The following is a 23,309-nucleotide window of genomic DNA, read 5'->3' on the forward strand; positions in this document are numbered from 1 at the left end:
CTTATAAACTTTCTTCAATTTGAAACTGTTGCTGAGCAAGCTCCTTATAAAGACGGCTTGTCATATATAGCTCTTCATGTGTGCCCTGATCTGATACAATACCGTTTTCCATAACTAAGATTTGATCGGCATGAACAACGGTCGAAAGACGATGAGCAATAACAATCGTCGTACGTCCCTTCATTAAATTGTTCAACGCACGTTGAACCTGAACTTCTGACGTACTATCAAGACTAGATGTAGCTTCATCCAACAAGAGAATGTATGGATTTCGAACAATCGCTCTTGCAATTGCAATCCGCTGTCGCTGCCCACCAGAAAGCTTGATTCCTCTTTCGCCAATTTCTGTATCAAAACCGTTTGGAAGATCTTGAATGAAAGGCAGGACATAAGCTTGCTTTGCTGCCTCTTCAATTTTCTCATCCGAAACATCTTCTTCTAGCCCATAGACAATATTCTCTTTAATGGTTCCTGCTATGAGCGGACTTTCCTGAGAGACATATCCAATTTGCTTCCGCCATGAGACAAGTGAAAAGTCATGAATATTTTTTCCGCCAAGTGCGATTTCACCTTTTTGAGGTTGATAAAATCGTTCAATTAATGAAAATGTAGTCGTTTTACCGCTACCACTTGGACCAACTATTGCAGTGATTTTACCGGGTGGTACTTCAAAGGAAGCCTTTTTCAACACAAGTTCTTTCCCATAGGAAAATTCAACGTTATGAAATGAAAGCACCTTTGCTGGATCTTCAACTTCATCTCCGCTCAGTCGTTCTTCACTATCATGATCAAGTAAAAATTGCAGACGTTCTGTTGCGCCCATTGCTTTTTGGATTGCTGTTAAGAACCTTGCCATTGAGCTGAATGGAATAATGATTTGAAAAAGGTATAAAAGAAAAGCGACAAGCTCTCCAGCTGATAGTTCTCCTGTTGATACGCGAACGCCACCGTAGCCTACAATGACGACGAGAACCCCCATTAACAATAACGTCATAAGAGGCATAAGAAGGGCATAGATTTTCGCTTCCTTCATGCTGTAAGAGAAGACATTTTTAATGCCATTTTTCCCATTCTCTTCTTCCACATTCTCTGCCATCGAGAATTTCACAAGACGAACTTCTGATAATACTTGTGTGATTGTTGCTGTAAACTTAGCCGTTTCTTCCTGCAATCCCTTTGATACTTTATACATTCGCTTTCCGATAAAACGAATCCCAATCATCATAATAGGGACAACCGCAAGTAAAATGGCTGTTAATTTCCAATCAAGGTATAGTAATATCCCAATAGAACCGACAATCGACAGCGTACTCGTTAACAAACTAATTAAATGATTCGAGACAAGATCTTTTATTACTCCAGTATCATTCACAATACGACTTGTCGTATCCCCAACCCTATTGCTGTCAAAATAAGTTATTTGAAGGGAAAGGACTTTCTTCATTAAACGCTCTCTCAACCGAGCTACCACTGTCTCCCCTATATACAACAGGAGGTACATAGATAAACCAGAGAAGATCGCCTGAACAACAAAGGCAGCAATTAATAATGTAATAACTCCCGAAGAAAGCGAGCTACCTGAGAGCTGATCAACTAGATTTTTCGTAAAAAATGGCACGATTAATCCAGCTACGGTTCCAATCATACTCAATGCAATAGCAAGTGCTACAAGAGACTTTGAAGGATTTGTATCACGAATTAATTTTGATAGTCCGCGCCAATTCATTTTTTTCTCCGTATTTGCTTTTTGTTCCATTATATTCCCCCTTACGATCTCTCCTTAGTATACCTTGTCTTATCGTTAAATCAGAAAACGGAATGGAAATCATTCCGACGTTTCATCATTTCTCAAATACACACTCGCTAGAAACACTATGAAAAATAAGTGTAGTGAGACTATTGCGTTTAGCTATCAAGACTATGTTAAGACAGAAAAAAGGAAGGGACAGTGCCCTTCCTTTAACATGATTTAAGATTAGAAGCTTTCTTTCACGACAACACGCTCAAGTGGGAAGCGAGCTGTTCCATGCGCTTCAACAGCTGCTTTACCAACAGAAATAAGCATTGTTGGAACATAACGTGAAGGAATGTTAAACTCTTCTACAAGGGCAACTGGATTAAAACCACCCATTGCCACTGTGTCATAGTCTTTTGCTTTTGCAGCAAGCATCAATTGCATTGCAGCCAACGAGCTATTCTTGATTGCTTCGCTTAAAGCAAAGCCTTCTCTTTCGTAAGCGCCATTGATTTGGCTAACAAGCGTTTCTTTTATAGCATTTTCCATAAATCCTAATTCGACTGCCTGGCCATAAATTTCTTCAGCATGTAGATTAGCTTCAAGGTCTCCTAGAATAACAATAGTAGCAGAGCTATCTACGATTTGCTGCTGATTAAAAGCAATTGGAAGTAGCTTTTCTTTTTGCTCATCACTTTCAATAACAAGGAACTTCCAATGTTGAAGGTTCCAAGAAGACGGAGCTTCAATCGTAGCATTTAAAATCTCATTCATAACTTCCTCAGGAATTTCGATTCCTTTCTCAAATTTTCTTACAGAATGACGATCTTTCATAACATCTAGAACACGATTGTTCTCTTGTACACTAACAGACATCGTTTATTTCTCCCCTTTTTCTATCCATAAAATTTCTCTCAATTGATGGTCTAATAACCTATCTCACCTATACTATAATGTAACATATATCATTACAGTTAGAAAACAAAAAATCATTAGCAATTGTGGCAGTATCTTCCCTTTTTGCTAGTATTTTTATTAATCAAATTCTGAAATCCATTTTTAACCTGCTTCACAAAAGAAGTTGCTGTGCGTTCAGGAAAATCAATGATTAATTTTAATCTTGAAAGCTCCGTTGTTAGTTTAATTGCTAATTCAGGGTAAGCCAGATACAAAGCACGATAGGACGTTTGATCAAGTTGAATGAGCTCAACATTAGTTATTGTTTTTGCATACAAGTTTTGATGTACAAAAATAGAGCGATTGCCCAAAACATCATTCGGCCCAAGAACTGCTAGAGACTCATTCATGTTATCCGCATGATAAATGGCAATATTACCACTTTTAATAATGTATACATCGCGATTTGTATGTTCTGGCTTTATCAAAAATCTTCCGTTGTTTCTCTTAATTAGCTGACCGGATCTTTCTAATCGATTCCAATCTTTCATATTAAGCTTGCTTCCTTCATTTCTTACCACCAGACCTGTACTCATGTCTGCTCACCCCCAATAATTTTATTGAAACTTTTTTTGTTACAGTTAAGATATAAAACAAAAACAATTACTTATAATTGTTTTTGTTTTAGGCTTTGAATAATATCACGAATCGTATATTGTTTCAAGAATGCTGTTAAATGATTCTCAGCATCTGTGAAAATATCGCCCAGTACATTTGATAAATTCGCTCCCACAAGACAATACTGATTCGAATCAGGACACCTTGGTTGGAGAGTACCTATAGAGGTAAGGTTATAGATCTTATCAAGCGTGACATCTTCTACACGACAAGATAAAGTAAACCCACCTCCAGCACCCTCTTTTGAAACGATATAACCGTTTTTCTTGAGTAAACTAAGAATTTTTCTCATACGAACGGGATGGACAGAAGCACTTCCGGCAAGATAATCACTAGTTGCCATCTGCCCTGGCTTAATTGCGAGCAAAGCCAGACTGTGTACGGCGAGAGTAAAATCACTATTCAATTGCAGCGCCTCCCAACACTTTCTTCCACTTCCATCCTATCGTACTTCTTTTGTAGCTGGCAAGAAAATTTTAACAGGGAACTGCTTCCTCCGACTCATGTCGAAGCTGCTTAAGTTGTGCAGAAAGTTCCATGAACCATTGTTTATCTTTCGTAATTAAAGAAACTTCAATAAGGTTTAACAAGAAGGATTCATCCTGTTCAAAATTTGGTTCCTCCAGCTGGGAAATACGATTCTGGAAAGTTTCGATTACTTTTCCTACAGTTTCAGGATTATCACATTCTAGAACAAATACTTTAATCGTTCCAAGATAGTTATTTACAGATTCAACATATCCATGAATTAGTTCATCATGGACTGACTTTCCTTTTACCCAATCACCTTTTTGATATTGAGTTTGTTGATGTAATTGATTCATCATCATTTACCTCCTTATTTGGAAGACTAGTTTGTGTTCCAACTGAGTCAAGGTATAGTGTAATTCTAATTATTACAGTTCATTTTGTCAAGAAGAGGGTTTCTCATCTATTTGAAATGCATCTGCAATGAGTTTATAAGACTTCAGTCGAGTTTGAAAATCGTGTGTAATCGTATTAATGATCACTTCATCTGTTTGATAAGCATTTGCTAATTCTTCAATTTGTTTTTTCACCTGGGTCGGACTACCTACGATCATTCTTTTTCTGTTTTCCCGAATCCGTTCTTTATCAAACACTGTATATGGAAAGCTACGCGCTTCATCAGGGGATGGAAATCCGTCACCTGACTTTCCTTGTTCGATTAATAAGATCGATAAATCCAAACTAGATGCCAAATATTCTGCTTCTTCTTCTGTTTCACCACAAATGACAAATATAGCTACATTTGTTTTCGGTGTCTCGTTAAATTCAGATGGTACAAAACGAGAACGATATTTGTCAACCACATTCGTTCCACCATATCCATTAATGAAATGTGCAAAGGTAAACGCAAGTCCGCGCTGCGCTGCCATCATTCCACTTGCCCCACTTGATCCTAACAACCACATCTCAGGTGCCGTGCTTCCAAGCGGTGTTGCTCGTACGTTCATTCTCTCAGGGTCTTCCCCTTTCAAATAGGCAGCTAGTTCGTTCACCTGCTCTAAATAGTTATCAATCCCCATACTGTTCCCCCCAGCGAGAGCTTTTGTAACATTCGGCATCCCTCCTGGAGCGCGTCCAAGCCCAAGATCAATACGATTGGGATTTAACGTTTCAAGCATACGGAAGTTTTCCGCTACTTTGTATGGACTATAATGTGGTAACAGCACTCCACCAGAGCCAATCCTCATACGCTTTGTGTTCGCTGCCAGATGTGAGATCAGGACTTCAGGACTAGACCCAGCCAGACTCTTCGTACTATGGTGTTCTGAAACCCAGAATCGATGAAAGCCTAGCTTCTCAACTTCTTGTGCAAGTACTGTTGTTTCTCTAAGTGCTTCTGTTGGCGTATTGCCTCTTGATACAGGTGATTGATCAAGTACGCTTAACTTCATATTCTTTCCGCTCCTTTAATGTAAAAATCATCATTACAGTTTATCTTATCAGATGAAAAATTGTTGACCAATAAATATGCTTACTTTTAGATGAACCTCTTCATACTAGTAGTTACCCTTTTAAGACACAAAAAAACGGACCGTCACGCCCAATTGGTTACGCCGGTCCATTCTTTAGAAAATCATAAGCTCTCTTTATATGACGTCATTCTAGAAACTTAAGTCTCTGCAACAACGAGCTTAACCTGATGTCGCCTTAGCATTTCCTGCACTTTCTCTTCAGGAATTTGATCCGTAATAATAAGATCAATATCTTCAAGATGAGCAAAAGTAAAAAACTCAGAACGATAGAACTTTGAATTATCAGCAAGTGCGATAACATACTGAGATTGTTGAATCATCTTTCTTTTCACCATTCCATCTTCTTCATGAGCAATGGTTAATCCCTGCTCTGAGATTCCTATGACTCCTATAAAAGCAATATCTGCATTGTAGGTCGCCACCTTTTCGACTACAGCCGAACCATATAGGAAACGATGATCTTTCTCGAGTTTGCCTCCAAGAAGATGAATATCAATATGACTTCCGCTCGATAGAATATCTGCTTGATGAATGGAATTTGTAATCACTGTTGCTTGTTTATCAATTAGAAATTCAGCGCATGACTGAACGGTTGTGGATGCATCAAGAATAACGACGTCACCAGCGTTAACATATCCTGCGGCCATTTTGCCTATTCGCTGTTTTTCCTTTGACACAACTTTTAAGCGGTCATGATACGACTGGATCTCATGACGAAGCTGAGGAAGTACGGCTCCACCTCTTGTCCTCGTAACGGCTTCTTCTTCTTCAAGCTTCACAAGATCACGTCTCGCCGTGTCTCTTGACACTTGAAATAACTCGCAAATTTGATCTACAGATATTCTTCCGTGTTTTTTTAGATGATCTAAAATCGCTAGCATTCTTTCTTCTTGATACACTTCCTACACCTCATTTCCATGCACTTACATTATAAGTTTTCGTAAGTAATAAATCAATATTTATTAAGTGTTTTCGATTTTATATAAGTTTTTATAAGTAATTCTGCTTATTCTTATTATTTCCTCTTATTGCCCCATGATGATTTTTCGCATCATTACAATGGTAAACAAGATAGAACTTAAACAGTCAGTTCACAGAAAAATCCTAGACCATAAAATCCTTTTGCGCTTTACCTTGAAATAATGTATTATTGAAAATATTTACTAGATAAATGGAGGCTAATGATGAAGGGAAATTTAGATAAAGGCATTTTATTAATATCTTGCCCAGATAGAGAAGGAATTGTTTCAGCTGTCTCAACGTTTTTATTCACAAATGGTGCAAATATTATTCACTCTGATCAGCATTCGACCGATCCTGTTTTGGGACACTTTTTTATGCGCATCGAATTTAGCCACCCTCAATTAAACGAACAATTAGGAGAACTTAAAAGGGCTTTTGAAGAAACGGCATCTCCATTTCAAATGGAATGGTCCATAACGGCTTCTTCTAAAAAAACTCGTCTCGCTATTTTTGCTACGAAAGAAGATCACTGTCTTCAAGAGTTGATATGGAGATGGCAATTGGGGGAGCTACATGCGGAAATTGGAATGGTTATTAGTAATCATCTAGACTTTAAAGAATTAACGGAAAGCGCTGGGATCCCCTTTTATCATGTTCCAGTGACAAAAGATTCGAAAGCACAAGCAACAGCTGAACATCTTCATTTACTTGAAGAGCAACAGATCGATACGGTTATTCTTGCAAGGTACATGCAAATCATACCTGAAGAAATTATTAACCTTTATCACAACGACATCATTAATATTCATCATTCATTCCTACCAGCCTTTATCGGTGGTCACCCTTATCAACAGGCCTTTGATCGAGGCGTCAAGATTATCGGGGCAACAGCCCATTATGTGAATGCAAAGCTTGATGAAGGTCCAATCATCGAACAGGACATCACTCGTATTACTCACCGTTATAATGTGAACGATTTGAAAAGACATGGCAAAGACATTGAACGCATCGTCCTCTATCGCGCAGTGAAATGGCACCTTGAAAAGCGTGTTATTGTTCACGGCAACAAAACAATTGTTTTTCAATAATGTTCCATAAGAAAAAGCACCCGAATCGGGTGCTTTGCTTATTTTAGTAAGCCCATACTGCGCCAACGATAATCAAAAGAATGAACAATACAACGATTAGCGCGAAACCTTGACCATAACCGTAACTCATGCGTATCCCTCCCTTCATGCTAATTTAACAAGAAAGGTTTAGTAGCCATATCCTCCGCCGTAACCGCCGTAGCCACCTTTTCCGTAACCACCACACTGACCGCCGTAGTTAGCTCCACCAACTGCCGCAGCTCCAACGATAATCAAAAGAATAAACAATACTACGATCAACGCAAAGCCTTTACCGTAGCCTCCGCCATGCCCTTGCTCTTTTCCACCACTCATTAGAAAACCCCCTTTCCTGGAAGGTTACTAATACTATATGTCGTAAGAAAAAGAAGGATTAGGCTGGTGTCCATAGTTAGATAGAATTATCATTTCTACTTATTTGTCACGCTTAAATAATGCCTGCTACAGCAAGTAAAATAATGACAAGAAGAATGAAAAGAATCAGAAACAAAATCAGTTCATCCACTGAGATCCCCCCGTATTTGGTCGTTTAATAACATATGTGACTCTGGGCGCGCCGGTGAATTCGCGTTCTCGTTTTCCAATTCATTACCAGATCATCTTATTGAGATCTCGAATGAGCCGTCATTCAATAATCATTACCATAGCCTAAAAAATGCCCCTTCCTATTGGAAGAGGCTTAGCTCATTGCATTATTCCATCGTGTTCCCTTTAGCAGGAATAGGATTTTCATTAAAGATTCGTGCAAAATGAATTAAGTTATACGCCATTGTTTTCGCATGACTGGTAGAAAAGTCATTCTTTTGACCGTTCGCTTCGATATAAGAAGCGCCTGGTCCGGCTTCTCCAACCCAGTAAGCATCTACGTTTGGAGGAACGGTAATGCCAATATGAGAAAACCCGTATAGCACAGAAGCCGCTGCATGCTTAGCACCATCTTCGTTTCCTGTAATCACGACGCCGCCTACTTTATTGTAGTATAACGACTGCCCTTTCTCATTTGTTAATCCGCTTCCTCCGTATAATCGCTCGATTGCAAGCGTAGCGACACTACTCTTTTCACCTAGCCAGAGAGGAGTACCTAGTATGATAATATCCGCTTCTTTTACTTTTTCAAAAATAACTGGCCATTCATCTCCATGACCTTCATCTTCCGAAACACCATAAGCGATCTTATAATCGCTTATGCGAATGCTTTCAGATTCAATTCCCTCTTTCTTAAAAATCGCTTCTGCTTCTTGATAAAGAGCATCCGTGTTAGAAGTCGTTTCACTCGTTTTAAGAGAACAATTTAGAAATAGTGCTTTCATATTAATAAACTCCTCCTTCACCTTTGGTTATTCCTACCAACTATTTACCTCCTAGAAAAAAACTTAAACAAAAGAGCACTTGAAATAAGATTCAAGTGCTCTTTCCTTTGCTATTCTGTTATAAGTAATAATGGAGCCTCATTTAAGAACTTCATCATGTTTTGTCCATCTTCTGATACTTTTGCCCATGCCGGTGACTGCATTGCTTCTTCTAATTGCTCTTTTGAACTAAATTCAATAGTAGCTGTTAAGAAATAGTTCTTGTCTGTATTCATTGCTGCCGTCACATAGTTAACTTCAGCATTCGTAACGTTCGGAACATCCTTTACAAGAGCCATATGATTGTTCTCATAATAGTTCTTAAACTCATCGACATCTTTCGGTTCTTGATAAATCACTATGATTTTTGCCACTTTTCATCGCTCCCATTGATTTAGTTATTCATCTACATCATAAGGTCAGTGAAGCTGATAAGAAAGTAATATGCACCGCTAAAGTTTATACTGATCCGCTTAGCTTTTTTCGATTCGACCTCTTTTTCCCGAATAGAAGCAGAACAATGATGATCGCACTTGCCCATATAAACCGCGTTTGGTATTTTTCTAAGTTTGCTAAATCATGACCTACAATTGTGTATAAAATGGTTCCAGGAATTTGACCTAGCGCAGTAGCTAACACAAACGATCGAAATGAAATGCGACTTAACCCTGCAAGAAAGCTAATAAAATCAAACGATACAATCGGGACTAATCTGGCTACGAGTATTAAGAAAAAACCATTTTTCCCACTGTACCGATTGGCCTTCTCAAGAAGGTCGCTCTTCTTTGTTACTTTTTCAACAAATGCGGCTCCAAACCACCTTGCCAGCCAAAACATCACGAGAGCAGCTGCCATTCCACCTGACCAAGAAACGAGGAAGCCAAGTGGAATTCCAAAAGCGAGACCGTTAGCTGCTGTAATGACAAAGGATGGGAGCGGCGCGAGAATTCCTTGCGCAATCATTAAAGCAATACTAATAACAGGCGCCCATATTCCTAAGGAGCGAAAGTAATCAGCGAGAAGAGGGAGTGAATCAAGCGAAATAAATGAACGCATTTGAGCCAACCATGGCGGATTGATTAAAAAGGTGATTATAATAACGATTAGGAGACATACTCCTATCCCTATCAAGGGTTTGGTGGACTTTTTCATAATTAACCCCGATTCTGAAAAAACTATAACATAAACGCTCACGATATCATTATCAGGTTGGTGAGGTATGGTCACAAAAATGATCATAGCATCTTATGAATGATAAAATCTATTTCTTACAACCTGGAGCGTTCAAACATTCTCATTGAGGTAGAATTTTTTGTTTTACGTTACCCCAAAAGAGGAAAACATCGTTATAATAACGTTACAATAACTATTACATAGGAGGTGAACCCTTACAACTCTGTAAGGGCCTTATTGGAACTAATCAAAGTAATTGCTGTTCTATTGTTAATTGTATTAACGGCATTTTTCGTAGCATCTGAATTTGCGATCGTAAAAATTCGAAGAACGAGAATAGATGCACTTGCGAGTGAAGGAAATAAGAAAGCCAAAGCCGTTCAAAAGGTACTTGGTAACTTAGATGGGTATCTTTCAGCATGTCAATTAGGTATTACCATTACAGCGCTAGCTCTTGGTTGGCTTGGTGAAGAAACCGTTGAACAGCTTCTGCATCCTTTATTTGAGCTTATTAACCTTCCTGACTCAATCGCTACACCTGTTACGATTGCGCTCGCCTTTGCGATTATAACCTTCCTACACGTTGTTCTTGGTGAGCTTGCTCCGAAGACATTTGCAATTCAAAAAGCGGAAGCTGTTAGTTTACTTCTAGCTGGTCCACTTATCTGGTTCTATCGTATAATGTATCCGTTTATTTGGGCATTAAATGGTTCAGCTAGAGGCGTGGTAAAGTTATTTGGTCTTAAATCAGCGAATGAGCATGAACAAGCCCATTCTGAAGAAGAACTTCGACTCATTTTATCTGAAAGCTACAAAAGTGGGGAAATCAATAAATCCGAAATGGAATTTGTGAATAATATCTTTGAATTTGATGAAAGAATGGCCCGAGAAATCATGATTCCAAGAACGGAAATGACCTGTCTATTTTTGGACAACACTACTGAAGAAAATCTTGAGATCATGAAGAACGGTAAATATACACGTTATCCTGTCGCTGATGGGGATAAAGATAAAATCGTTGGGGTCGTAAACATTAAAGAAATTTTAACACAGTACAAATGGGGCGAAGAGCTTATACTTAATGAATACATCCACCCCATTAATCACGTTATTGAAACAGCTCATATTAAGACACTGCTAGCGAAAATGCAAAAGAGTCATAATCATATCGCGATCGTAGTCGATGAGTATGGTGGAACGGCCGGACTCGTTACTGTGGAAGATATACTTGAAGAAATTGTTGGCGAAATTCAAGATGAATTTGATTTTGATGAAAAAGCGCCTATAAGAGAAGATTCGAATGGACAAACAATCGTCGATGGAAAAGCTTTAATTAGTGATATCAATGAGCTACTCGGAACATCAATTGATCATACTGAAGTGGATACAATTGGTGGCTGGATCTTAACTCATGATATAGAACCGGAACAAGGAACATCATTTACCGTAGACGGCTATCAATTTACAGTTCGTGAAGTTGATGGACATCAGATTAAAGAATTAGAAATTAAGCAACAAGTATAAAAAAAGCTGTCTCCTCAAATTGCATGTAGCAATGAGAGAGACAGCTTTTTTCGATTATGAGAGAAGGTCAATCCAAATCTTAATAGACGTTCCAAGAATAAGGGCAGCAAGCACCCATTGAAGAATTTTTGTATTTATTTTCTTACCAGCATTCGCACCAAGTGGCGAAGCAATTAAGCTTGCGACAATCATTATCGCAGCAGGAAGTAAAAGAACCTGCCCTGTTGCGAGTTTTCCAACCGTCGAACCTATCGAAGAAATAAACGTGATCGCAAGAGAAGATGCAATCGTCATCCGCGTCGGAATCTTTAGCACGACGAGCATGATCGGAACGAGAAGGAATGCTCCTGCGGCGCCAACGATCCCAGCGCCAATACCTACAATAAAGGCAAGAGCTGATGAAAGTAGTTTATTGAATTTCACCTGATCAAGCGGTATATCATCAATGCCTTTTTTCGGTATAAACATCATGACAGCTGCAATCGCAGCAAGCAGTCCATAGACGACATTGATTCCCTGTTCGGACATAATGGTCGAACCATATCCTCCAATAAAACTACCGATTAGAATACTAACCCCCATGTAGAGGATCAATTGCTTATTAAGATAACCACCTTTACGGTAAGCCCAAACACCACCAATGGTTGCGAAGAATACCTGAACTGCACTAATACCAGAAACTTCGTGGGCACTAAATGCCGCAAAACCGAGTAGTGGTGGGATATAAAGTAGCATCGGGTATTTAATAATCGAGCCACCGATTCCAACCATTCCTGAAATAAAAGATCCAATAAATCCAATTGCAAAAATCGTTATTATAAAACTCAAATCCATCCTGTTCACCCCTTACATTAAAACGGAGGTACTTATTCAGTACCTCCTATCATTTACTAAGCTTTTTTAATCCAGAAATAGAACACGCCGTCTGTTTCTTCAGACTTCATTAGTTCATGACCACCTGATTTCGCCCATGCAGTAAGGTCACTTTGAGCTCCTTTATCAGTCGCTTGAACTTCAAGAACTTCACCTGACTCCATGTCTTTCATTGCTTTTTTTGTTTTTACGATTGGCATTGGGCATGCTAGCCCTTTTGTATCTAATGTTTTTTGTGCATCCATTTGTAATTCCTCCTTATTAGTTAACCGCACAGCGGTTTGGTCCAATTTCCATTTCTCTTTTTGTTTCTTCATCAGGGGTAATTTTCCCCATATTTGTTTCACGAATTTCCTGATAAGCATTAGGCTGTGGAGGAAGATTTTCGGTTACCATTTTTCTGAAATCTTCTTCCTTCTCCACATTTAGACCATCATTCTTTTGGTAAAGATCCTGGAGTTTTGCAGACACGGCTCCATTTTCATCAAGCTCAGCCATTTTTGAGAAGTGAGCTGGAAGAACAACTAATTCCCCTGCCATCTCTTTATACCGGTTATAAAGTGTTGTGCGAAGGTCAAGAACCCAATCTTCAGCTTTGCCAGCTAAATCCGGGCGACCAATTGATTCAACAAATAGAATATCACCAGTTAAAAGGTAAGCATCATTGATCATAAGTGACGTACTTCCAATGGTGTGTCCTGGCGAGTAGATCGGTTCAACTGTTACGTTTCCAATAGACACTGAAGTTCCTTCTTTAAGTGCTGAATATTCGAATGTTACTTCACCAGCATCTTCTTCTGGAAGGTAATACGTTCCATTTATCTGTTCAGCTAACGTCTTCCCCCCAGAAATGTGATCTGCGTGAAGATGTGTATCAAATGTTGCTTTAATCGTAAGGCCTTTGTTTTCTGCAAAGGTTGTGTAATTCTCAATCATTCGATTCGCATCCACAATAGCAGCCTCTCCATTTGATTCAATCAAATATGAAAGACACCCTTTACCAAGGCGAACAAATTGATAGAGTGCTCCTCCCGGAAGATCGCCTACTTTAACAGGTTCAAGGTATTCACTCCATGCCTTCATTCCCCCAGAAAGATAAGATACATTCTCCATTCCCGCTTCAACGAGTTCTTCACCTACAAAGATAGAGGAACCTTCTTTTGCACATACAACTAGAATTTCTTTATCCTTTGGAAGCTTTGGCAGGATCTCTTCAACGCCGTCAATTAAATCGAAGTAAGGAACATTCATAGACGTAACAGATTCACCTTCGATTTTCCAATCGCCATAAGCTTCTTCATTTCTTACATCGAGAATAAAAAGCTCTTGCTTATTAATCACTTTTTTTGCTACTTCACTTGCATGTTTTTGTTTCAAATCCACCCCATATACCCCCATCCGTATTTATGATTCCAAAAAAAATTAAGTTGTACGCGGGGAAAAAATCCCCGCCCTTTTATCTTTTAAAGATCAGATGTAGTAGGACCATCCCACTCGGACATTCCTGGCACAACATTGATCACATCATAGCCATTTTCAGCTAACTTTTGAGCCGCAAGATCGCTTCTTGTACCTGTACGACAAACTACATAAATCTTCTTCCCTTTATCTAACTCTGCCATACGGTTATCTAAATCGCCAAGTGGCAAAGAAATCGCATTTGGAAGGTGACTGAACGCATATTCTGCTGGTTCTCTTACGTCAACGATCGTCATTTCATCATCTGAGAGTTTAGCTGTAAGATCTGCATTTGAAATCACATGTGGATGACTCTGCTCAAGTGTCGTCTCACCATCTGAAGCCTTACGAAGATAATGTTTCAAAACGTCACCTTCTTCAATTGTTCCAAGATAGTGATGCCCTACTTTGTCAGCCCATGCCTTAAGATCTGCTTTTGATCCTTTATCTGTTGCTAGAATTTCAAGAACGACTCCTGATTCAAGATCCTTCATCATTTTCTTCGTTTTCACAATTGGCATCGGGCACGCTAGACCCTTTGCATCGAGTACGTGATCAGTTTGTATCATTAGTCTACCTCCTGTAGTCGTTATTCTGTTACTCCAGTCCATTCAAGCATGCCGCCTGTCATATTTAACACGGAATACCCGTTTGATTTTAGAACCATAGAAGCCATGCTGCTTCTGCCACCTGACCGGCAGACGATAATATGCTCTGTATCCTTATCAAGCTCATTCATTCTTCCCTGTAATTCATTAACCGGTAGATTGTAGGCACCAGGAATCTTTCCTTCTGCCACCTCTTCAGGTCCGCGAACATCGACAATACTAATTGATTTATTTTCCTTCAACATGTTATTCACTTCAGTTGGCGTTACATCTTTTACATAACCAGACATTCTAATTCCTCCTATTTCCACATATTCATTCCGCCGCGAACATTCGATACAGACGTGAATCCTTGTCTCTTCAATTCTCCGCAAGCTTTTGAACTTCTCATTCCACTTTGACAAATCACGACGACTTCTTTATTAGGATCCAGTTCTTTTGTGCGTTTGCTAAGTTCGTTGAGCGGCATATTTTTAAATTGCTTCACTTTTTGACCTTTATATTCACCAGGTGTACGAACATCAATAAATTGAACATTGCGATCGCCAAACTTCCTTTTTGCTTCTTCAGAGGTGATCGTTGTTACACCTTTTCCTGGTCCTACCTTTTTATAAATGAACCATCCAGCTATCACAATGACAGCTATTAGCAAAAGTTCCATTCTTTTCGCTCCTTAAATGAAGAGATTGACGTTACCATCTTCAGCGTCGCCTAGATATGCAGCAACACCTGCATACTCGATTTCTTCTAGCAGCTCATCCTTTTGAAGACCTAAAAGATCCATTGTCATCGTACAAGCAACGAGCTTCACTTCCTGTTCTTGCGCAAGCTCAATCAGCTGCGGAAGTTCTGTTACATTGTGCTTCTTAATGACGTTCTTAATCATCTTCTTACCCATTCCACCATAGTTCATTTTTGAAAGACCCATTTTATCAGCACCGCGGGGCATCATTTTGCCAAACATTTTCTCTAGGAACCCTTTATTGACTTCAACTTGCTGATCTTTCCTAAGAGCGTTTAACCCCCAGAATGTATGGAAAATGGTTACCTCATGGTCATATGCGGCGGCACCATTCGCGATAATGTAGGCAGCCATTGCTTTGTCGTAATCTCCACTAAATAGTACAATCGTTGTTTTCTTTTGTTCACTCATTCTATTTCCTCCTCTTATACACCTAGGGGGTATATAATGTGTTAAATTTTTTTATTATCGACTTCTTACTAAAAGATTAACAGCTTCCTTCACAACATCATCAGTAGATTCTCCCTGTTCAATCTGTTGGTGAAGACACTGTTCAAGATTTGAACTTACAATTAATCCAATCGAACGATCGATACCAGAACGAGTGGCAGAAAGCTGATTTACAATGTCTTCACAGCTTTTCTCTTGTTCCATCATCTGGATAACACCGCGAATTTGTCCTTCAATTCGCTTCAATCGATTCATAACTGCTTTATCGTATTGCATTTCATTTCCCCCTCACCTTATACCCTCAGGGGTATAAAATCAAGTAAAAAAATTTATCTGTAAATCGAATTCGATTGTGTTTTTTAATACCTATAGGGGTATTATAACGCACCTGTATGAAATGTCAACACCCTGGTTTTAAGAAAGCCAATTGATTTGAATAATAAAATACGTGGCGATCAGTGCAATCATTAACAACACTACTATAAGAAGAAACACAACAATCCATGAAGAAGAAGGAACCTCAAATTTCATAATGCGTTTTTTCGTTCGGTAGAACTGCACCGCTCCTCCAGCGATCGTTAATAATCCAAAAAATAAAGATGAGAAACTAATGAACACGGCGACCTGATCATCAGCTCTCTCTCCAGCAGCTCTAGTAAAATGTAAGCTTGCTGTTAGAAAACCAATACCAATGATCGCAATAGAAGTTCGAACCCATGCTAGAAACGTGCGCTCATTCGCTAATAACTGTTGCACACGTCCATCTGCCTTTTTATTTTCCACCCTTATTCACCTCACATGATCTGTATTATATACCCCTTAGTGTATGTATTCAATGTAGAAATCTTATTCAACTACTCTTATTCTTCTATCATGAACAAAAAAAGCAGAATCCATTAGGATTCTGCCCCTTCTTCAAATTCATCCAAATATTCTCCGTAACCCTTTTCTTTCATTTCGTCTTTTGGAATAAAATCAAGCGCTGCAGAGTTTAAGCAATAGCGGAGACCTGTTGGTTCAGGGCCATCTTCAAACACGTGACCTAAATGAGAGTCAGCGTTCTTACTTCTTACTTCCGTCCTAACCGTAAACCAGCTTTTATCCTCTTTCTCTACAATGTTCTCAGGTACAAGGGGCTTTGTGAAGCTAGGCCATCCTGTTCCTGATTTATATTTATCCGCTGAACTAAAAAGAGGTTCTCCTGAAACGATATCGACATAGATTCCTTCTTCTTTGTTATCCCAATACTCATTATCAAAAGCTTTCTCTGTGTCGTCCTCTTGCGTCACACTATATTGAATCGGTGTAAGCATCTCTTTTAGCTCTTCATCAGAATACGTGAGATTTGTCTTCGCTTCTGGTGCATCTACCTCAAGATCATCTCCCCATGCTTTCTCAAGAAACTGATCTCGTCCTGAATTATTTCGATAATATTTATAACGCAGTTCATTTTCTTTGTAATAATCTTGATGATACTCTTCCGCTACATAAAATGTTTCTGCTTGTTCGATAGGCGTGACAATAGGTTTATTAAATCTGTTTGAACTTTGAATTTCTTCCTTAGACGCTATAGCAGCTTTCTTTTGCTCTTCATTATGATAGAAAATTCCAGATAAATATTGGTCTCCCCTATCAACAAACTGTCCTTCATCATCAGTAGGATCGATTTGTCTCCAAAATACATCTAACAATGTATCATAGCTCACAACGGAAGGGTCATAATATACTTGGACAGCTTCTACATGCCCGGTTCCACCAGAAGATACCTCTTCATAAGAAGGGTTTTCTGTATTCCCGCCAGTATAGCCTGAGACCGCTTCTCTTACGCCATCTAATTTCTCAAACGGCGGCTCCATACACCAGAAACATCCTCCTGCAAAAGTCGCCACCGCTTCATTATCCTGTACAGCTTGTGCTGGCTCGCTTCCATAAGAACGTTTAAAAATCACATCATAAAGTTTTGGAATAGCAAATACGAGCACTGCCGCAATTCCAATTAACAGAAACCATCTCGTTATCTTCATTCATTATTCCTCCTTCTTCTCAAGTGGAAGCATAAACCAAAATTCGCTGCCATGACCTACGTTACTTTCAACGCCTATCTTCCCTCCATGAAGCTCAATCAATTGTCTCGATATGGCTAGACCCAGTCCGGAACCCCCGTACCTTGTGTTACGCGATTTCTCAACACGGTAAAAACGATCAAAAATCCGTTCTTGTTCTTCTTTCGGAATTCCGTTTCCTTCATCTCTTATAAAGAAGAGAGCAGCTGTCTCAACCTTTTTCAGTGTAATATGGATCGTAGAATGATCATCTGAGAACGCGATTGCATTTTGAATTAAGTTCGTAAGCACGCGTTTGATATGGTCTGGCATCATAGGGATGACACCTAGCTCTTCATCAATTTCAACTGCAAGTTCAATCTCTCTCTCTTGTAGCTTGCGATCGAACTGCTGTAGCGTTTCAACTAAAACGACGTCAGGGTGAACGAATCTAGGTTCATATGGTAAAGTGCCACTTTCTAGTTGAGATAAATTCAACAGCTCTTCAATCAAGTGGCTAAGCCGTTCTGTTTCTCTTTCGATCGTATCTAGATACTGTCTTTTTGTTTTCTCATCTGTAACGACGCCATCTTGAAGTGCTTCAGCAAAGGATCGAATCGAAGAAACAGGTGTCCTTAAATCATGAGAAACGTTCGCAATCAATTCTGTTTTGTATTGCTCCGAACGCTTCACTTCTGAAAACATTAGATTTAGCTTCTCGGACATCACATTGAAATGCTGTGCAAGCTCCTGTATTTCTGTTGGCCCTTGCTCTGCCACCTTGACATCGAACTTTCCTTCAGCGATTCTGCTCGTATCTTCCGTCATCTGATTCACTGACTTCAAAATTTGCGATGTGAATATAAAATGAGCCAACATCGATAGAGAACCAGCTCCAATCGTAATGAACGTAAGGGTGAGGATCAGTTCAGGTGAAAGGACCATTCTTACGTAACTAATAATGAGAAAGACTAGGATAAAAGCAATCGATATCCCATTGGCAAGCATTAGCATCGTTCGCAATTTCATGTTGATTCTCCTTCAAACTTATACCCGATGCCCCATACGGTTTTAATCCATTTAGGCTCTGCTGAATCTTTTTCAATTTTTTCACGTAGACGTCTTATATGAACATTTATCGTATTGCCATCACCGTCGAATTCATATCCCCATATCGCTTCAATCAATTGTGAGCGAGGAAAGACACGTGTAGGATGACTGGCTAACAAATAGAGAAGTTCAAATTCCTTAACAGTCAATTCCACTTCATTCCGATCGACTGTTACCTTTCTTCGAGATTCATCAATTGTAAGCTCACCGTACGTTAAGAAAGAGGCCTTCTCCACATGTTGTCGTTTCGTCCGACGCAATATATTTCGCACTCTAAGAACAAGCTCTCTTGGGCTAAACGGTTTAGTTAAATAATCATCCGCGCCGACCGTTAATCCTAAAAGACGATCTCGTTCCTGACCTAAAGCTGTCAGCATAATAATAGGAACATCATCGACCGCTCGAATCTCCTCCGCCGTTTCCATTCCATCTTTTAACGGCATCATCAAATCAAGTACAATGAGATCTGGCTTCTCTTTTTCCCACCTACTTATAGCCTCTTCTCCATCTGCTGCAGTAACCACGTGATACCCATCTCTCTCCAAATACCTCCTACTAACGTCAAGTATGGATTCTTCATCATCCACTAGTAGGATTTTCTCTGCCAATGCACTTCACCTCTATTCCTTATGAAACAGTTCCGCAAAGCCGAAATCAACTTCAAAAGCTTTGCACCAAACGACAATCCGATCGCCTTCTTCAAGTGAAGACGAATCAGGAATGCGATAGTTCTGACTGCCAACATTTCCTTTCAATTTCCCAAGTATCGTTCCTTCATCTGTTGACTGCCCTTCTTTTACGAGTACAGTATATAAGTCAGGACCATTCGTCACTTCGAAGTTCTCAAACCTAACCCATTGTTTTGAATCGGTGTAAAACGATGTGACGTTACCTGAAGCATGATGGGTATCATCACCATCGACGAATATCCCTGAGTGGGATACAGCTGGTGATTCTTCATCGGATGTCTCTTCAGCATTAGTTGTTGCTTCAATCGTTGTCGGGAGATCTTCATCAACCACTTCATCAAGAAAAAGAGGAGAAACCATCCACCATCCAACTACGATCAAAAGCACAAGAAAGATACTTCCAATCCATCCTTTCTTACTCATCAACATCGTTCCTTCCTCTTATAGGATATCCTCATCATAAGAAATAAAAATTAGTGATTCCTGAAGAAAGTATTACGATTTGATTAACTCTTCTCTAGTGTAACTCATTTTAAACGTTGCGTAGATGTTTGATCGGTTTTGAAAAGGGGTCCGGGTGTATCATCATTTTTCTGGTTAAACAAAGCTATAGGTGATAGGATATGAGTATAGAATTCAACCATATATTTATTGTAAGGAGTATATACGATGAAAAAATATAATATTCCTGTCGAAGCTGCCCTGGAAGTGATCGGAGGAAAGTGGAAAGTCGTCATACTCTGTCATTTAATAGAAGGCACAAAGCGTACAGGTGGACTTAAAAAGTTGATGCCTGGCATTACTCAGAAAATGCTGACCCAACAGCTACGTGAGTTAGAGACAGATGGTGTGATACTAAGAAAGGTCTATAACCAAATCCCCCCTAAGGTTGAATATTCTCTTACGGACTATGGATGGTCTTTAAAAGAAATTCTGGATTCACTTTGCGCTTGGGGAGAACAACATATTGAGAAAACCTATCCGTGTAAAGAAGACGTTCTTCTTCAGCCTGAAGAGCGTGACACAATGAAAGCCTAATTGCCACTCTTTCCACGAAGCTCATATCAGAATCAACCATCCCATATAAAAAACGGTACGCCACTCAATAGTGACGTACCGTTTTTTTGTTATCTTCGTGCAGATGTCAATTTGTCAGGAGATGGTAGCCACCTGTCGAACGCCAATAGTTTCGAAAAGAAAGGCATTGCGAACAAAGTGGAAATAAATAAAGTAAAGACTAAAATAAAAGGTACGCCCCATATCGTGGCGATAACTTCAGACGACTGCTGTTCTAAGAACCATTTAATAACAAATCCATGGAACAAGTAAATCGCAAAAGTTCTTGATCCGAGTGGTGTAAATACAATTGGTCCCTCTGGAATCATTGAAAAGAACAAGAACATCACAATTGCTGTACCAACATAATAAGTTAGTCGAATCAACAAGTCTGTGTTTGATTCATAAACATACGTACCATAAAGTAGATCAGCAAGTCCTTCTATTTTGTATAAATAAAACAGTAGGAACAATCCGCCGAGCACAACAGGGGCTATCCACTTCATATGTGGAAATCTGATCGGTTTTTTTCGACATCCCATGACCATCCCAAGTACGAAGAAAGGCAAGAAAACAAAAAGTCGATCTAATGATAAAAATCTCTCAACATCAAAATAACCCACAGCGAGCCCTGCACCAATACTTAATGGAAGCAAAATGCTTGCTTTCATTTTAAGCAAAAGCGGTGAAATCAGTTTATAAGCGGCTATACATAAAAGGAACCACATTGCCCATCGCGGCGTTAGAAACTCGATTGCAAATGACTTTTGATAAAGGTTTGTATAATAAATCGAATAAACAACTTGAAAAATCACATAAGGTAATAAAAATGTTGTGAATATTTTCCAGAAATACCTAGTTCCAGATGCTTTTCTAGTGAAATAACCAGCTAGGAAAATAAATGCAGGCATGTGAAAAATAAAAATAACGTGGTAGAGACTATACAAAAAACGTGAATCGTCAATAAATGGAGTCAGCATATGTCCGCCCACTACTAACAATATTAATATAGCTTTACTATTATCAAAATACGCAATACGTTCTGACACGAAAAACAACCTCCTCAAAGGATTGAAAGACGATCACACGTATCGTCTTTCTCTATATACCCACTTTTTCGTATTTTCACCCTATATCTTTGTAAGTTATTCGCACCTTACCTATATTAATCTGACAATATCACCAAAAGAAAGAATATTCAGATGATGTTTTCGTGTAATTCACACCCTTTTTACTAGTTAACACCAGGTCAAACGAACCAATTTTTAGTGAAAACGTTTGAATTAATAGAAAAATGTATTTTTTCTGAATAATTCTATTGTTTTTTCTCCCGGTGGTGAGTAGAATGAATGTTATATTTTCATACATCGAAAAGGAGGCGGGAGACATGATCACATTTGTCGGAGCCATTTGTTTATTGATTGTTGGCTATTACGTTTATTCTAAGGTGGTTGAACGAATTTTCGGCATAGACGATGATCGTGAAACGCCTGCATATACAAAGCAAGACGGCATGGACTTTATGCCAATGAGCTGGTGGAAAGGAAGTTTGATTCAGCTACTTAATATTGCTGGACTAGGTCCTATTTTTGGAGCCGTTCTTGGTGCTCTTTATGGACCAGTTGCGTTTATTTGGATCGTCATTGGTTCCATCTTCGCAGGGGCTGTTCATGATTATTTCTCCGGTATGATGTCGCTTAGACATAACGGTGAACAATATCCATCTCTCGTAGGTCGTTACCTTGGGAAGGGCGCAAAAGGAACAATCAATATTATCTCGATCGTTCTGATGATTCTAGTAGCTGCTGCCTTTACAGCTGGACCTGCCCAGCTGATGGCGCAGGTTACACCGCTTAATTTTACAATGAGCTTAGTCTTAATCTTTGCTTATTTCGTTTTAGCAGCCATTCTTCCAGTTAATAAAATTATTGGGCGTATTTATCCGATTTTCGGCGTCATTCTTATTTTGATGGCCGTGTCAATCGCAATCGGCTTGTTCTTTATGGACAATCCTGTACCAAACTTAACACTAGCCAATCTTCACCCAGATAATTTGCCATTATGGCCACTCTTAATGATCACAGTATCTTGTGGAGCGATTTCAGGATTCCATTCGACTCAAAGCCCAATCATTGCAAGAACAATGAAACGTGAAAGCGATGGAAAAAAGGTTTTCTATGGAGCGATGATTGCAGAGGGAGTAATTGCTCTTATCTGGGCGGCTGCCGGAATGACTTTCTTTGGAAGTACAGGTGGACTTCAAGATGCCCTTGCAGCAGGAGGACCGTCTGGGGTTGTAAATGAAATCAGTTCATCCTTACTTGGAACGTTTGGAGGCATCTTAGCAATCGTAGGTGTTATCATACTTCCGATCACAACGGGAGATACATCACTTCGATCGTCTCGAATGATGTTAGCTGATTTGTTTACTAAAAAAGGAAAGTCAGAAGCGGCAGATGGAAAAGGCAAAACGCTTTTGTTAACGGCAGCTGTGGCCACACCAACTTTTCTTTTAACCCAAATTGATTACACTTTCCTTTGGAGATACGTAGGATTCACGAATCAGCTTGTTGCCACTGTGATGCTTTGGACAGCGGCCATGTATCTAGTTAAAAAGCAAAAATTCCATTGGATTTGTAGCGTTCCAGCATTGTTCATGACTATGACCGTAGCTACCTATCTCTTTCTTGCACCAGAAGGATTTCAGCTACCTTATGCGACATCCATGTTCATGGGTGGAGTCATCACATGTTTAACTGCTGGATGGTTTGGTTATCAGCTGTGGAACGCACGTAAAAAAGAAAACGTACCAGTAGAAAAAGTAGCATAGAAAAA

General features: G+C 39.3%; 29 protein-coding genes and 1 pseudogene. 4 read left to right on the top strand and 26 right to left on the bottom strand.

What is annotated here, in order from left to right; translation table 11 throughout:
- Window position 1: 1 nt before the first annotated feature.
- The 7 genes from AC0VYV_RS18295 to AC0VYV_RS18325 form a co-directional block, all read right to left on the bottom strand.
- Window positions 2-1,756, bottom strand: coding sequence for an ABC transporter ATP-binding protein (locus AC0VYV_RS18295; RefSeq protein WP_475374082.1), 1,755 nt, complete (start codon window positions 1,754-1,756; stop codon window positions 2-4).
- Between the two features lie 219 nt (window positions 1,757-1,975).
- Complete coding sequence (locus AC0VYV_RS18300) at window positions 1,976-2,611, bottom strand: nitroreductase family protein (RefSeq protein WP_194218849.1); 636 nt, start codon at window positions 2,609-2,611, stop codon at window positions 1,976-1,978.
- Window positions 2,612-2,727: 116 nt separating this feature from the next.
- The gene (locus tag AC0VYV_RS18305) at window positions 2,728-3,228 is read right to left on the bottom strand and encodes a Crp/Fnr family transcriptional regulator (RefSeq protein ID WP_475365814.1); all 501 of its coding nucleotides are present in this window, start codon (window positions 3,226-3,228) and stop codon (window positions 2,728-2,730) included.
- A gap of 71 nt (window positions 3,229-3,299) precedes the next feature.
- Window positions 3,300-3,716, bottom strand: a complete 417-nt coding sequence (locus AC0VYV_RS18310) for an RrF2 family transcriptional regulator (RefSeq protein WP_194218847.1) — start codon at window positions 3,714-3,716, stop codon at window positions 3,300-3,302.
- A 70-nt stretch (window positions 3,717-3,786) separates the two neighbouring features.
- On the bottom strand, window positions 3,787-4,137 hold the full coding sequence (locus AC0VYV_RS18315; RefSeq protein WP_242057233.1) for an IDEAL domain-containing protein: 351 nt from the start codon (window positions 4,135-4,137) through the stop codon (window positions 3,787-3,789).
- An 84-nt stretch (window positions 4,138-4,221) separates the two neighbouring features.
- A complete protein-coding gene (locus tag AC0VYV_RS18320; RefSeq protein ID WP_475365815.1) occupies window positions 4,222-5,229 on the bottom strand; it encodes an LLM class flavin-dependent oxidoreductase in 1,008 nt (335 codons plus the stop codon).
- A 218-nt stretch (window positions 5,230-5,447) separates the two neighbouring features.
- Window positions 5,448-6,209, bottom strand: a complete 762-nt coding sequence (locus AC0VYV_RS18325) for a DeoR/GlpR family DNA-binding transcription regulator (RefSeq protein WP_475365816.1) — start codon at window positions 6,207-6,209, stop codon at window positions 5,448-5,450.
- A gap of 285 nt (window positions 6,210-6,494) precedes the next feature.
- Here AC0VYV_RS18325 and purU point away from each other — a divergent pair, with 285 nt between their 5' ends.
- Window positions 6,495-7,361 (top strand): formyltetrahydrofolate deformylase, encoded by an 867-nt coding sequence (gene purU, locus AC0VYV_RS18330; protein WP_408962563.1) that lies wholly within the window; start codon window positions 6,495-6,497, stop codon window positions 7,359-7,361.
- Window positions 7,362-7,404: 43 nt separating this feature from the next.
- Here the strand turns inward: purU and AC0VYV_RS18335 are convergent, their stop codons facing one another.
- The 5 genes and pseudogenes from AC0VYV_RS18335 to AC0VYV_RS18355 all read right to left on the bottom strand — a co-directional run bounded on the left by AC0VYV_RS18335 (window position 7,405) and on the right by AC0VYV_RS18355 (window position 9,805).
- Window positions 7,405-7,491, bottom strand: coding sequence for a YjcZ family sporulation protein (locus AC0VYV_RS18335; protein ID WP_136948892.1), 87 nt, complete (start codon window positions 7,489-7,491; stop codon window positions 7,405-7,407).
- Between the two features lie 119 nt (window positions 7,492-7,610).
- Window positions 7,611-7,715, bottom strand: a pseudogene (locus AC0VYV_RS18340) (YjcZ family sporulation protein); the annotation flags it as partial.
- Window positions 7,716-8,092: 377 nt separating this feature from the next.
- Window positions 8,093-8,710, bottom strand: a complete 618-nt coding sequence (locus AC0VYV_RS18345) for a flavodoxin family protein (RefSeq protein ID WP_475365817.1) — start codon at window positions 8,708-8,710, stop codon at window positions 8,093-8,095.
- Between the two features lie 110 nt (window positions 8,711-8,820).
- The gene (locus AC0VYV_RS18350) at window positions 8,821-9,123 is read right to left on the bottom strand and encodes an EthD family reductase (protein ID WP_194218840.1); all 303 of its coding nucleotides are present in this window, start codon (window positions 9,121-9,123) and stop codon (window positions 8,821-8,823) included.
- Window positions 9,124-9,208: 85 nt separating this feature from the next.
- Window positions 9,209-9,805: a TVP38/TMEM64 family protein gene (locus tag AC0VYV_RS18355; RefSeq protein ID WP_475365818.1), complete on the bottom strand. Its 597-nt coding sequence runs from the start codon at window positions 9,803-9,805 to the stop codon at window positions 9,209-9,211.
- 354 nt (window positions 9,806-10,159) lie between these two features.
- Here AC0VYV_RS18355 and AC0VYV_RS18360 point away from each other — a divergent pair, with 354 nt between their 5' ends.
- Window positions 10,160-11,446 (top strand): hemolysin family protein, encoded by a 1,287-nt coding sequence (locus AC0VYV_RS18360; RefSeq protein WP_194218838.1) that lies wholly within the window; start codon window positions 10,160-10,162, stop codon window positions 11,444-11,446.
- Between the two features lie 54 nt (window positions 11,447-11,500).
- Here AC0VYV_RS18360 and AC0VYV_RS18365 read toward each other — a convergent pair whose 3' ends face one another.
- From AC0VYV_RS18365 to AC0VYV_RS18425, 13 genes are all read right to left on the bottom strand, one after another.
- Window positions 11,501-12,280 carry a sulfite exporter TauE/SafE family protein gene (locus AC0VYV_RS18365; RefSeq protein ID WP_194218837.1) on the bottom strand — a complete coding sequence of 260 codons (780 nt, stop codon included), beginning with the start codon at window positions 12,278-12,280 and terminating at the stop codon, window positions 11,501-11,503.
- A 56-nt stretch (window positions 12,281-12,336) separates the two neighbouring features.
- Window positions 12,337-12,564 (bottom strand): sulfurtransferase TusA family protein, encoded by a 228-nt coding sequence (locus tag AC0VYV_RS18370; protein ID WP_194218836.1) that lies wholly within the window; start codon window positions 12,562-12,564, stop codon window positions 12,337-12,339.
- Between the two features lie 16 nt (window positions 12,565-12,580).
- Complete coding sequence (locus tag AC0VYV_RS18375; RefSeq protein ID WP_475374083.1) at window positions 12,581-13,702, bottom strand: MBL fold metallo-hydrolase; 1,122 nt, start codon at window positions 13,700-13,702, stop codon at window positions 12,581-12,583.
- Between the two features lie 80 nt (window positions 13,703-13,782).
- Entirely contained in the window at window positions 13,783-14,346 is a 564-nt protein-coding gene (locus AC0VYV_RS18380) for a sulfurtransferase TusA family protein (RefSeq protein WP_475365820.1), read from the bottom strand.
- 20 nt (window positions 14,347-14,366) lie between these two features.
- A complete protein-coding gene (locus AC0VYV_RS18385) occupies window positions 14,367-14,675 on the bottom strand; it encodes a rhodanese-like domain-containing protein (protein ID WP_430244837.1) in 309 nt (102 codons plus the stop codon).
- Between the two features lie 11 nt (window positions 14,676-14,686).
- A complete protein-coding gene (locus tag AC0VYV_RS18390) occupies window positions 14,687-15,046 on the bottom strand; it encodes a rhodanese-like domain-containing protein (RefSeq protein WP_404683267.1) in 360 nt (119 codons plus the stop codon).
- 12 nt (window positions 15,047-15,058) lie between these two features.
- On the bottom strand, window positions 15,059-15,538 hold the full coding sequence (locus AC0VYV_RS18395) for a DsrE/DsrF/DrsH-like family protein (RefSeq protein WP_194218831.1): 480 nt from the start codon (window positions 15,536-15,538) through the stop codon (window positions 15,059-15,061).
- A 54-nt stretch (window positions 15,539-15,592) separates the two neighbouring features.
- Window positions 15,593-15,853 carry a metal-sensitive transcriptional regulator gene (locus tag AC0VYV_RS18400; protein ID WP_194218830.1) on the bottom strand — a complete coding sequence of 87 codons (261 nt, stop codon included), beginning with the start codon at window positions 15,851-15,853 and terminating at the stop codon, window positions 15,593-15,595.
- A 138-nt stretch (window positions 15,854-15,991) separates the two neighbouring features.
- Entirely contained in the window at window positions 15,992-16,360 is a 369-nt protein-coding gene (locus tag AC0VYV_RS18405) for a YidH family protein (RefSeq protein ID WP_226615201.1), read from the bottom strand.
- Between the two features lie 113 nt (window positions 16,361-16,473).
- A complete protein-coding gene (gene msrB, locus AC0VYV_RS18410) occupies window positions 16,474-17,601 on the bottom strand; it encodes a peptide-methionine (R)-S-oxide reductase MsrB (RefSeq protein ID WP_194218828.1) in 1,128 nt (375 codons plus the stop codon).
- Window positions 17,602-17,604: 3 nt separating this feature from the next.
- Window positions 17,605-18,648, bottom strand: a complete 1,044-nt coding sequence (locus tag AC0VYV_RS18415; RefSeq protein WP_194218827.1) for a sensor histidine kinase — start codon at window positions 18,646-18,648, stop codon at window positions 17,605-17,607.
- The gene (locus tag AC0VYV_RS18420; protein WP_475374084.1) at window positions 18,645-19,337 is read right to left on the bottom strand and encodes a response regulator transcription factor; all 693 of its coding nucleotides are present in this window, start codon (window positions 19,335-19,337) and stop codon (window positions 18,645-18,647) included. Before AC0VYV_RS18420 ends, AC0VYV_RS18415 begins: the two co-directional genes overlap by 4 nt.
- A 12-nt stretch (window positions 19,338-19,349) precedes the next feature.
- On the bottom strand, window positions 19,350-19,847 hold the full coding sequence (locus tag AC0VYV_RS18425; RefSeq protein WP_475365824.1) for a DM13 domain-containing protein: 498 nt from the start codon (window positions 19,845-19,847) through the stop codon (window positions 19,350-19,352).
- A 240-nt stretch (window positions 19,848-20,087) separates the two neighbouring features.
- Here AC0VYV_RS18425 and AC0VYV_RS18430 point away from each other — a divergent pair, with 240 nt between their 5' ends.
- Window positions 20,088-20,456 (top strand): winged helix-turn-helix transcriptional regulator, encoded by a 369-nt coding sequence (locus AC0VYV_RS18430; RefSeq protein ID WP_194218824.1) that lies wholly within the window; start codon window positions 20,088-20,090, stop codon window positions 20,454-20,456.
- A gap of 89 nt (window positions 20,457-20,545) precedes the next feature.
- On the opposite strand, the gene AC0VYV_RS18435 is transcribed toward AC0VYV_RS18430, so the two are convergent.
- Window positions 20,546-21,523: an acyltransferase family protein gene (locus AC0VYV_RS18435; protein WP_194218823.1), complete on the bottom strand. Its 978-nt coding sequence runs from the start codon at window positions 21,521-21,523 to the stop codon at window positions 20,546-20,548.
- 338 nt (window positions 21,524-21,861) lie between these two features.
- On the opposite strand from AC0VYV_RS18435, the gene AC0VYV_RS18440 reads away from it, so the two are divergent.
- Entirely contained in the window at window positions 21,862-23,304 is a 1,443-nt protein-coding gene (locus AC0VYV_RS18440; protein WP_475374085.1) for a carbon starvation CstA family protein, read from the top strand.
- Window positions 23,305-23,309 lie beyond the last annotated feature (5 nt).

This window comes from Anaerobacillus sp. QJM3NY_17 (assembly GCF_056173665.1).